Annotated in this window: 8 protein-coding genes; 5 read left to right on the top strand and 3 right to left on the bottom strand. The window is 66.2% G+C overall.

Annotated elements, in window-relative coordinates:
- Window positions 1-36: 36 nt before the first annotated feature.
- The 3 genes from V6M89_RS07770 (at window position 37) to V6M89_RS07780 (ending at window position 6,979) form a co-directional block, all read left to right on the top strand.
- The gene (locus V6M89_RS07770) at window positions 37-3,630 is read left to right on the top strand and encodes a response regulator (protein ID WP_332852820.1); all 3,594 of its coding nucleotides are present in this window, start codon (window positions 37-39) and stop codon (window positions 3,628-3,630) included.
- Between the two features lie 215 nt (window positions 3,631-3,845).
- Window positions 3,846-6,221: a catecholate siderophore receptor Fiu gene (locus tag V6M89_RS07775; protein ID WP_332852655.1), complete on the top strand. Its 2,376-nt coding sequence runs from the start codon at window positions 3,846-3,848 to the stop codon at window positions 6,219-6,221.
- A gap of 77 nt (window positions 6,222-6,298) precedes the next feature.
- Window positions 6,299-6,979, top strand: coding sequence for a Fe2+-dependent dioxygenase (locus V6M89_RS07780; RefSeq protein ID WP_332852656.1), 681 nt, complete (start codon window positions 6,299-6,301; stop codon window positions 6,977-6,979).
- 7 nt (window positions 6,980-6,986) lie between these two features.
- On the opposite strand, the gene V6M89_RS07785 is transcribed toward V6M89_RS07780, so the two are convergent.
- Together V6M89_RS07785 and V6M89_RS07790 are read right to left on the bottom strand one after the other, a co-directional pair.
- On the bottom strand, window positions 6,987-7,658 hold the full coding sequence (locus V6M89_RS07785; RefSeq protein ID WP_332852657.1) for a TMEM175 family protein: 672 nt from the start codon (window positions 7,656-7,658) through the stop codon (window positions 6,987-6,989).
- 63 nt (window positions 7,659-7,721) lie between these two features.
- A complete protein-coding gene (locus V6M89_RS07790; RefSeq protein WP_332852658.1) occupies window positions 7,722-8,117 on the bottom strand; it encodes a YybH family protein in 396 nt (131 codons plus the stop codon).
- Between the two features lie 115 nt (window positions 8,118-8,232).
- Between V6M89_RS07790 and V6M89_RS07795 the strand changes: the two genes are divergently transcribed.
- Both V6M89_RS07795 and V6M89_RS07800 read left to right on the top strand, forming a co-directional pair.
- Complete coding sequence (locus V6M89_RS07795; RefSeq protein ID WP_332852659.1) at window positions 8,233-8,739, top strand: hypothetical protein; 507 nt, start codon at window positions 8,233-8,235, stop codon at window positions 8,737-8,739.
- A 7-nt stretch (window positions 8,740-8,746) separates the two neighbouring features.
- Window positions 8,747-8,974 (top strand): hypothetical protein, encoded by a 228-nt coding sequence (locus V6M89_RS07800; protein WP_332852660.1) that lies wholly within the window; start codon window positions 8,747-8,749, stop codon window positions 8,972-8,974.
- A gap of 7 nt (window positions 8,975-8,981) precedes the next feature.
- Here the strand turns inward: V6M89_RS07800 and V6M89_RS07805 are convergent, their stop codons facing one another.
- Window positions 8,982-10,211, bottom strand: a complete 1,230-nt coding sequence (locus V6M89_RS07805) for an EAL domain-containing response regulator (protein WP_332852661.1) — start codon at window positions 10,209-10,211, stop codon at window positions 8,982-8,984.
- Window positions 10,212-10,238: the final 27 nt, after the last annotated feature.

Below are 10,238 nucleotides of genomic sequence, written 5' to 3' on the forward strand. Positions count from 1 at the left end.
TCCGATTCCCTGCCCGACCTCGCCTCCAAGGACGAAATGAAGTCTCCCGGCATCAAGGCTAAAGTTGCGCTGGCCACCAGTATCACCTCGGTCCTGATGATCGCGCTGGTGACCGTGGTGCAGACCCACCGCATGCAGGACGACTTCACCAAAGTGCTGTTCACGCAGCAGACGGCACTGATCAACCGCACCGCCGAAGAACTGGACGACAAGCTGCTGATGCTGCTCGATATCATCAGCGTGTCGGCACGCAACCAACCGCCCGCCATCGCCCGCTCCGCCAGCCAGCTGCGCGCCTACTACCAGGACCGCGCGGTGCTGGCGCTGTTCGACGACCTGCTGGTGCTCAGCCCGCAAGGCATGATCATTGCCGACCTGCCGGAAGTGCCAAACCGGGTCGGCATCGACGCCGCCGACCGCGACTACTTCAAGACGGTGATGCGCACCCGCAAGCCACTGATCACCGAACCGCTGCTCGGCCGCGCCGGCAAGCAACCCATCGTGCAGATGGTGGCGCCGGTGCTGGACGCGCGCGGCGAGGTGGTGTGCGTGCTGGTGGGCGTGCTGCGCCTGTACAAGGACAATCTGCTGGGCCACCTGCGCAACGCCAAGGTCGGCCGCACCGGCTACTACTTCGCGCTGACCCGCGGCCCGACGCCGGTGTATGTGCTGCATCCCGACCTGAGCCGCATACTGCAGCCGCGCCAGCCCCACGCCAACGCCGCCACCACGCGCGCGCTGGAGCAGGATTTCGAAGGCACGGTCGACAGCGTCAACGGCGCCGGCAAGCGCACCCTCAACAGCTACAAGACGCTGAAATCGGTGGACTGGGTGCTGGCGGCGTCGTTGCCGGCCGAGGAAGCGTTCGAACCCTTCAACGGCGTGCTGTACCGGCTGGCGCTGTGGAGCGCCCTGGCCTCGCTGGCGGCCGCCGCGCTGATCGGCTGGGTCACCTTGCGGTTGCTGGCGCCGCTGATCAAGCTGCGCGACGCCATCGTCGCGCTGCGCGACAACCCCAGCCGCTTCACGCCGCTGCCCACCCACGCGCAGGACGAGGTCGGCCAGCTGACCAGCGCCTTCAACGACCTGATGCGCGAACGGCTGGCGGCCGACGCCCGCCTGCAAAGCCTGGTGGAGTTCGCGCCCAACGCCATCGTGGTGGTCGGCGTCGACGGCCGCATCGAAACCTTCAACCGCGAAGGCGAGCGCTGCTTCGGCTACGAGCGCGCGGCGGTGCTGGGCCAGCCGCTGGAGATGCTGGTGCCGGAGCGCCTGCGCGGCCAGCATGCGGCCCACCGCGTCAAGTTCTTTGCCGACCGCCTCAGCGCCGAGCCGGTGCGCATGGGCGACGGCACGGTGCTGTACGGCCTGCGCCGGGACGGCAGCGAATTCCCGATCGAAGTCAACCTGAGCGCGGTGCGCACCGACCAGGGCACCAAGGTGCTGGCGGTGATTTCCGACATCACCGAGCGCCACCGGCTGCGGCTGGAGGTGGAGGCGCGCGCCGCCGAGCTGGAGAGCGAACGCGACCGCGCCGAGGCCGCCAACCGCGCCAAGAGCGAGTTCGTGGCCAATATGAGCCACGAAATCCGCACGCCGATGAACGCGGTGCTGGGCATGGTCTACCTGCTCGGCAATACGCCGCTGACGCCGCAGCAGCGCAAATACCTGAGCATGGTGCGGGTGTCGGGCCAGTCGCTGCTGGGCATCCTCAACGACGTGCTGGATTTTTCCAAGATCGAGGCGCGCCACATGGAGCTGTCGCCGGTGGAATTCGCGCTGGACGACACCATGAACTCGCTGGCCACCTTGATGACCATGAACGCCGGCGACAAGGAGCTGGAGCTGGCAATCAGCGTCGACCCGGCGGTGCCGCGCCAGCTGCGCGGCGACGCCATGCGCCTGCAGCAAATCCTGGTCAACCTGGCCGGCAACGCGATCAAGTTCACCGAGCACGGCGAGGTGGTGGTCAGCATCGAGCTCAGCGCGCGCGACGCCGACCACGCGCTGCTGCGCTTCGAGGTGCGCGACACCGGCATGGGCATGACCGAATCCCAGCTGGCGCAGCTGTTCCAGGCCTTCTCGCAGGGCGACCAGAGCATTACGCGGCGCTTCGGCGGCACCGGCCTGGGGCTGGCCATCACCAAGCGCCTGATCGAGCTGATGGGCGGACAGATCGCCGTCCACAGCGAGCAGGGCCAGGGCACCCGGTTCTGGTTCAGCCTGCCGTTCGAGGTGCTGCCAGAGCTGCCGGACGAGCGCCGCAAGCCGGCGCTGGGCAATCTGCGCCTGCTGGTGGCCGACGACAACCGCACCAGCCGCGAAGTGATCGCCAAGCTGATCCGGGCTTGGGGCTGGCATGCCGACGAGGTCGATTCCGGCGCGGCCGCGCTACACCGCTACCGCCAGAGCCAGCAGGCCAACCAGGTCTACGACGTGGTGTTGGCCGACTGGCACATGCCCGGCATGGACGGCCTGGCCACGGCCAAGGGCATCCGCGAGGCGGCCGGCGGCGGCAAGCAGCCTATCGTGGTGATGGTCAACGCCTTCGCCCGCGACCATGCGGAGGAAATCTCCAACGCGCCGGAAGCCGACGTGGTGCTGGTCAAGCCGATCACCAGCTCCAACCTGTTCGACGCGCTGCACCAGGCGCTGGCGGCCAAGAGCGACGGCCTGCCGCAGCCGGTGGCCGATCCGGGCATCGCCGGCAGCCTGGCCGGCAGCCATTTCCTGCTGGTGGAAGATAATGCGCTAAATCAAGTTGTGGCGCGCGGCATCCTCGAACACGCGGGCGCGACGCTGGATGTGGTGGGCGACGGCCGCCAGGCGGTCGAGCTGTTGCGCGCCGGCGCCAGCCACTACGACCTGGTGCTGATGGACATGCAGATGCCGGTGATGGACGGTTTTACCGCCACCCGCATCCTGCGCCAGCAGCTGGGCCTGACGCTGCCCATCATTGCCATGACGGCCGGCGTGCTCGGCTCGGAGCGCCATCGCAGCGAGGAGGCCGGCATCACCGATTTCATTCCCAAGCCGATCGAGGTCGACGAAATGCTGGCGGTGCTGCTGCGCCACCTGCCGGGCCAGGCGCCAGCGGCGCCGCCGGCCACCGACGATTTGCTGGCCGCCATGGCCGCCGCCGCACCTGCACCTGCACCTGCACCTGCGCCGGCGCCGGCGTCGGCGCCGTCGATTCTCGAGCCGGCTCCCGAGCCGATACGGGTCCCAACGCCGCCGACGCCGGTCCCGGCCGCCGCCATGCCGGCCGGCGAGGCCGCCATCTTCAATATGGACAGCCTGATGCGCGTGATGGGCAAGGACGCCAAGGGCCGCGCCGTGATGCTCAAGATGGTGCGCGGCGCCATCGACACCGGCATGGAACCGGCCGACCAGGCCGGCCAGGCGCTGCAGGAAGGGCGGCTGCGCGACGCCGCCCGCCTGTTCCACAGCCTGCGCGGCGCGGTCGGCGTGCTGGGCGCCAAGCGCCTGATCCAGGCCACCGTCGAGGCGGAAAACGCCATCAACGAGCAGCGCGACGACGAACTCGAGCAGCGCTATCAAACCGTCCGCGCCGAGCTGGAGCAGACGCTGGCCCGCGCCCGCGCCTGGCTGGACGCCGAACAGTCCTAGACTCCCGCCGCTTCACATTGGTAACAATTTGCGTCCCCAGCCCAGCCCGGGGCGCCGCAGCTTTTCGCATAGCGAAACGCTATTGATAATAATTCGCATTTACATACGTTCACTTCATTGTTACAATCCTCCGCATGAAATCGCCATGATCCGGCAGCCAGACGCAAGAAAGCAGCAGCCCAGCGCAGCCAGCCGCCTACATTCTCGGAAGAAAGATGCAAATGATTAAGAGTCGCAAACACGCGCAATCGCGCTTCAATCAACAGATGAGCGCGGCATTGGCCGTGATGCTGCTGCCAGTCGCCGCCCATGCGGCCGACGCCGGCACCGACCCGGTGATCGTGGCCGGCAGCAACCAGACCTTGCAGGAAGTGCGCGTCAAGGGCGACGTCATCAACGACTTCAAGGCCGACAAGGCTACCTCCGCCAAGTACACCGAGAAACTGGTCGACACCGCCCAGTCGCTGACCGTCATCAAGAAAGAGCTGATCGAACAGCAGGGCGCCGTAACGCTGACCGAAGCGCTGCGCAACACCCCGGGCGTGGGCGCCTTCTTCCTGGGCGAGAACGGCAGCACCACCACCGGCGACGGCATCTACATGCGCGGCTTCGACGCCTCCGGCAGCATCTACGTGGACGGCGTGCGCGACGTCGGCTCGATCTCGCGCGACACCTTCAACATCGAACAGATCGACGTGCTCAAGGGCCCGGCCGGCACCGACAACGGCCGCAGCTCGCCGACCGGCGCCATCAACCTGGTCAGCAAGAAGCCCCTGCTGGAAGACGCCTACATGGGCTCGGTCACGGTCGGCAGCGGCAGCCAGAAGCGCGTCAGCGCCGACCTGAACAAGGTGATCAACGCCGACACCGGCACCGCCTTCCGCCTGAACCTGCTCGACCAGGACAGCGGCAATCCGGCGCGCGACGTGGTCAACAACAAGCGCTGGGCGATCGCGCCGTCGGTGGCCTTCGGCCTGAACGGCCCGACCCGCGTCTACCTGAACTACCTGCACGTCGACCAGAACAACATCCCCGACGGCGGCGTGCTGACCATCGGCCTGCCGGGCTGGACCCCGCCGGCGCCGGTCGTCATCAAGGCGGCCACCGCCACCACCCCGGCCGTGCTGGGTCCGAGCTTCGACTTCATGGCCGGCGCCAAGCCGGTCGATCCGAAGAACTTCTACGGTTCGGTGCTGGACTTCGACAAGGTCAAGGCCGACATGTTCACCGCCCGCATCGAGCATGACTTCGCCGGCGGCGCCAAGCTGCAAAGCACCACCCGCTATGGCCGCACCAAGCAGGACTACCTGCTGACCTCGTTCATGTCGACCGGCGCCAACCTGCGCAACGTCGTGGCCGGCTCCAATCCGGACAGCTGGATGATGGCGCGCACCAACCTGAACTACAAAGACCAGCTGAACGAAATCATCACCAACCAGACCACCGTCACCGCCGACTTCGACGGCGGCGCGCTCAAGCACACCGTGGTGGCTGGCCTGGAACTGATCAACGAGAAGCAGGTCAACTACACCAACGTCAACGCGCCGGGCGCGACCGGCCTGCCGCTGGTCAGCATCTACCATCCGGATTCCAGCCAGCCGGTCACGGCCTCGCAGGTCAGCCTGGTGCGCAACGGCGCCCGCGGCGACGGCAGCACCACCACCGAAAGCGTGTACCTGTTCGACACCGCCAAGCTGGGCGACAAGTGGATCTTCAACGCCGGCGTGCGTCTCGACCACTACAACACCAGCTACAACGGCGTGACGGTGCAGGCCGCGGCCACGCCGCAGACCATCCCGGTCGGCACCTTGCTGGCCAACTCGCTGACGGCCTCGGACAACCTGCTCAACGGCAAACTGTCGGCGCTGTACAAGCCGACCGCCGACAGCAGCGTCTACGCGCTGGTGGCGACCTCGAAAGCGCCGCCGGGCGGCACCAACTTCACCTTGAGCTCGGCCGCCAACAGCTCGGCCAACCCGAACTACGATCCGCAAATCACCACCAACTACGAGTTCGGCACCAAGTGGGACCTGCTGAAGCAGAAGCTGTCGCTGTCGGCCGCGGCCTACCGCACCGACGTGCGCAACGAGATCGAAGTCGACCCGAACAACGCGGCCAACTTCTTCCAGACCGGCAAGAAGCGCGTGCAGGGTATCGAGCTGGGCGTGACCGGCGAACTCATGCGCAGCTGGCTGATCAGCGCGGGCTACACCCGCATGTCGACCCAGGTGGTGTCCGGCAAGGTGGTGACCGCCTCCGGCGACAACCTGCTGAGCTACACGCCTAAACAGGCGTTCACGCTGTGGACCTCGTACACGCTGCCGATGGGCCTGCAGATCGGCGGTGGCGCCCGCTTCAGCGACAAGCTGATGCGCGGCACCGACGGCGCGGTCGGCACCCCGGCCTACGCCGATTCGTACTGGGTGTATGACGCCATGGCTTCGTATCCGGTCAACAAGCATGTCGACCTGCGCCTGAACGTCTACAACCTGGCCGACAAGCAGTATGTGCAGGCGATCAACAAGTCGGGCTACCGCTACACCCCGGGCGCGCCGCGCTCGGCCAGCCTGACCGCCAACTTCAAGTTCTAAGCGCCAACGCCGGCATCCGGCATCGCGCACAGGCCCCGCCCATTCCGGCGGGGCCTTTTTTTTGAGGAGAGTTTTCCATGATGCTGCACATCCCCGGCGTATTGAGCCGCGAACAAGTGGCCGCCATGCGGCGCCGGCTGGACCAGACCGACTGGGTCGACGGCCGTACCACGGTCGGTGCCCAGGGCGCGCTGGTCAAGCAGAACCGCCAGCTGGCCGAGGGCTCGGCGCTGGCGCAGGAACTGGGCGCGGAAGTGCTGGCGGCGCTGGCGGCCAGTCCGCTGTTCTTTGCGGCCGCGCTGCCGCTGCGCACCTGTCCGCCGCTGTTCAACAGCTACGCCGGCGGCGAGCACTACGGCGCCCATGTCGATGGCGCGCTGCGGCGCGTGGCCGCCACCGGGCAATGGCTGCGCACCGACGTGTCGTCGACCTTGTTCCTCAGCGATCCCGAGGACTACGACGGCGGCGAGCTGATCGTCACCGACGCGTATGGCGAACATGAAGTCAAGCTGCCGGCCGGGGACTTGATCGTGTATCCGTCAACCAGCGTGCACCGGGTCGAGCCGGTCACGCGCGGGGCGCGGGTCTGTTCCTTCTTCTGGACCCAGAGCATGGTGCGCGACGATATGCGGCGCAGCCTGCTGCTGGAGCTGGACCAGAACATCCAGAGCCTGCGCGCGCGCCTGGGCGACTGCCCGGAACTGGTCGGCCTGACCGGGCACTACCACAACCTGCTGCGGCAGTGGAGCGAGGTCTAGGCCGGGCTCAAGCGGCGGCGGCGGCCTGGGCTTGCGCCTTGGCCTCGGCCAGCGCGTAATGGCGCTCGATGCGCGCGCCCAGCGGGCGCATCAGGGACATCAGCAGGAAGACAAAGTTGGCCTTGCCCGGCGCCGCATAGCTGATGACGACGGCCAGCGCGGCGATCAGCATCACGCCCCAGCTGCGCGCCATGGTGGCGCGATACACGCCCAGCGACATCGGATGCGCGCACAAGCCGGGATGGCGGTAAATGTAGCGCGCCAGCAGCAGCGTGGACACGCTGAGCCAGATCATCACGCCGGAATACAGCGCCTGCCCGGTGGTCGACGCGAACTGGCCGTTGACCGCCGATGCGAACGGCAGCAACGCGGCGCTGGCCAGGCCGAGGATGGTCATCCACAACAAGCCCTGGTCGGCGTGGCGCACGTAGCTGAACAGGCGGTGGTTGGCGATCCAGAATATCGCCAACACGAAAAAGCTGATCAGCCACGAGATCAGGTTGGGGATCAGGCCCACCAGCGCGCCTTGCAGCGCCGCTTCGCTGTTCAGGTGGGCATGTTCGGGCAGGCGCAACTCGATCACCAGCAAGGTCATGGCGACGGCGAAAATGCCGTCCACCAGGGCTTCGATACGGTGTTTGCTCAGCTGCGGCTGGCCGTCATGGCTCAGATCTGTCATCGGTGATCCCGTTGTGAATTGAACAGCGGCCATTTTTGCCGCGAAATGCGGAAATTGCAACCTTCAGCGCTTGGCCAGGCGGGTCGCGTGGTAGCGGTCGATCCGCCAGGCGTCGCCTTCACGCTTGAAGACCGCCGTTTCCAGAGAGCCGTACGGGGTTTGCGCGCCATCGCTGGCGATCCAGACGGCGTCGTTGCTGACCGTGGTCCAGGCGACATCGCCCTGGGCCTGGGTGCGGAAGCCGTGCAGGCCGGCCCGTTGCCGGCCCAGCGCGGCGCTGGACCTCAGCAGCGCCATGACAGCGGCCTTGTCCAGGATACGGTCCTGCTCGATCATCAGGAATTCCGCCGTCAGCCCGGCATCGACCGCGCCCCAGTCGTGGAGCTCCAGCGCGCGATGCCAATCCGTCAGGGCCGCCTCGGCGGCGCGGGTGTCAGACTCCAGGGTATGCATGGTCATTCCTCTCTAGCAAATGGGGACGGCATAGTCGCGCTTGCGCTGAAAGGTTAGCATGGACACCAGCGTTCAGCTCGGTTATCGTGGTAAAAGATCAACATCCACTCCGAGGAAAACCATGCATATTTCGCAGACTGTGCGCTCCGCCTTGACCCTGCTTGCCACCCTGCTGTGCGCCGGCTGCGTCGCCATCGTGCCGCAGTCCGGCCCGGCGCCATCCAGCACCAACGCCAACGCCGGCGGCGCGCCGTTTTGCCAGGGCTCGACTGACGGCAAGTCGATCGCCTGCGGCAGCGCCGCCGCCTTCTGCCAGAAATCGTCCGACGGCAACGCGGTCGCCTGCGGCGGCAAGGCCAGTTTCTGCGAGACCTCGTCCGACGGCAAGCAGGTCGCCTGCGGCGGCGCGGCGCCGTTCTGCGCCAAATCGAAGGATGGCGGCAACGTGGCCTGCGGCGGCGCCGCGCCGTTCTGCGAAAAATCGGCGAATGGCCTGAACGTCGCCTGCGGCGGCAAGGCGCCGTTCTGCGAGACCTCGGCCGACGGCCACAAGGTTGCCTGCGGCGGCGCGGCGCCGTTCTGCCAGGTTTCGCGCGACGGTTCGTCGGTGGCTTGCGGCGGCCAGTAACGCCGCCATGGCGATTTGCCTGTGCGCCGGCGCGGCGAGAACCGCACTCGAAAAGAACGACTACGCGGCGGCAATCAGCGGCGATCAATCCGCCCGACACCTTCGACGACGATCCCATGTACGCAGCGATGCGCAAGTTCAAGGGCAGGACAAGAAGCAGGCGATCGTCGACATCCTCAACGCCAAAGACTTCGAACGCCTGCTGGCCGACCGCGGCTACCAACGGCCGCAATAACGGCGCCTTACGTCAGCAGGGCGGTCGCGTCGACGATCGCCAGGCCCGGCATTGACGAGTATGCGCGCACCCCGGCCTCCACTTGCGTAGCCGCCATGGGCCGGGCAAAGAAGTAGCCTTGTGCCTGATCGCAGCAGGTCGACCTCAGAAAATCAGCGTCGTCGCTGTCTTCAACGCCTTCAGCCACCGTTTCCATCCCCAGCTGCCTGGCCAATCCGAGGCTGGCCAGAAAAATGGCGCGCAGTGTTTCGTTATGGCGCGCGCCATGGACAAAGCCGCGGTCTATCTTCAGTTCGTCGAAAGGCAGATCACGCAACTGGGCCAGCGACGAGTGACCGGTGCCGAAATCGTCGATCGACAAGCGGAACCGCCTCAGGCGCAAGCGGGTCAGAATTTCAAGCGGCGCGCGCAGGTCTTTCATCAACTGGCTTTCCGTCACCTCCAATATGATGGATGCAGGTTGCAATCCCTTCAAGCGAGCCTGCTCTGAGACAAAATCGGGAAAGTCCAATGCCGTCAGGTTATCCATGGAGACATTGACGGCGACACTCAGCTCCAACCCCGCCGCACGCCAGGTTGCGGCGTCGGTGAAAGCCTGCACCAGCACGGCGCGTGTCAAGGCGTCAATCAGACCGTATGATTCCGCCTCGGGGATAAATTGTTCCGGGTAGACCAACCCGTCCAATGGGTGTCGCCAGCGAACCAGGGTTTCAACCCCAGTGACCTGACCGGTGGACAGAGATACCTTGGGCTGGTAATGATTAATCAGTTCGCCGTTTTGTATGCCCTGATGCAGTTCGACGGCGCCATAGCTCTTGCGGGCCGCCGGCCGCCAGGTGCTGTTGGCGGTGTCCGCCTTGTTCAGGGCGGCGTCGAGCAGGGCGGGTGAGACCGGTTTGCTAAAACTGCCCAGGACGTCAATCCGGTGCGCCTTGACCAGCGCATGGGCCGACTTCAGGGTGCGCTCGCTCTCTCCGCTGACCAAAATGAGGCGGCCTGTGTAACCACGATCCACAATCTCGCGCACGAACTCGACGCCATCCATGCCAGGCATATTGAGATCGACAAGTATCACCGACGGCGAGGTGCGGGCGTCATCCAGCGTGCCCAGGGCTTCCTGGCCGCTGGCGCAGGTCGCCACCTGTTGAAAGCCGAGGTTGGCCAGCACGGTCGCGTGCAGATTGCGCGTGAAAGCGTCATCGTCCAGCACAAGAATTTTGCAGGTGGTCCGGTCCATCGTGTCACTCCCCCGTTAAGCTTGCGG

The organism is Duganella sp. S19_KUP01_CR8, from assembly GCF_036688705.1.
Lineage (GTDB): Bacteria > Pseudomonadota > Gammaproteobacteria > Burkholderiales > Burkholderiaceae_D > Rugamonas.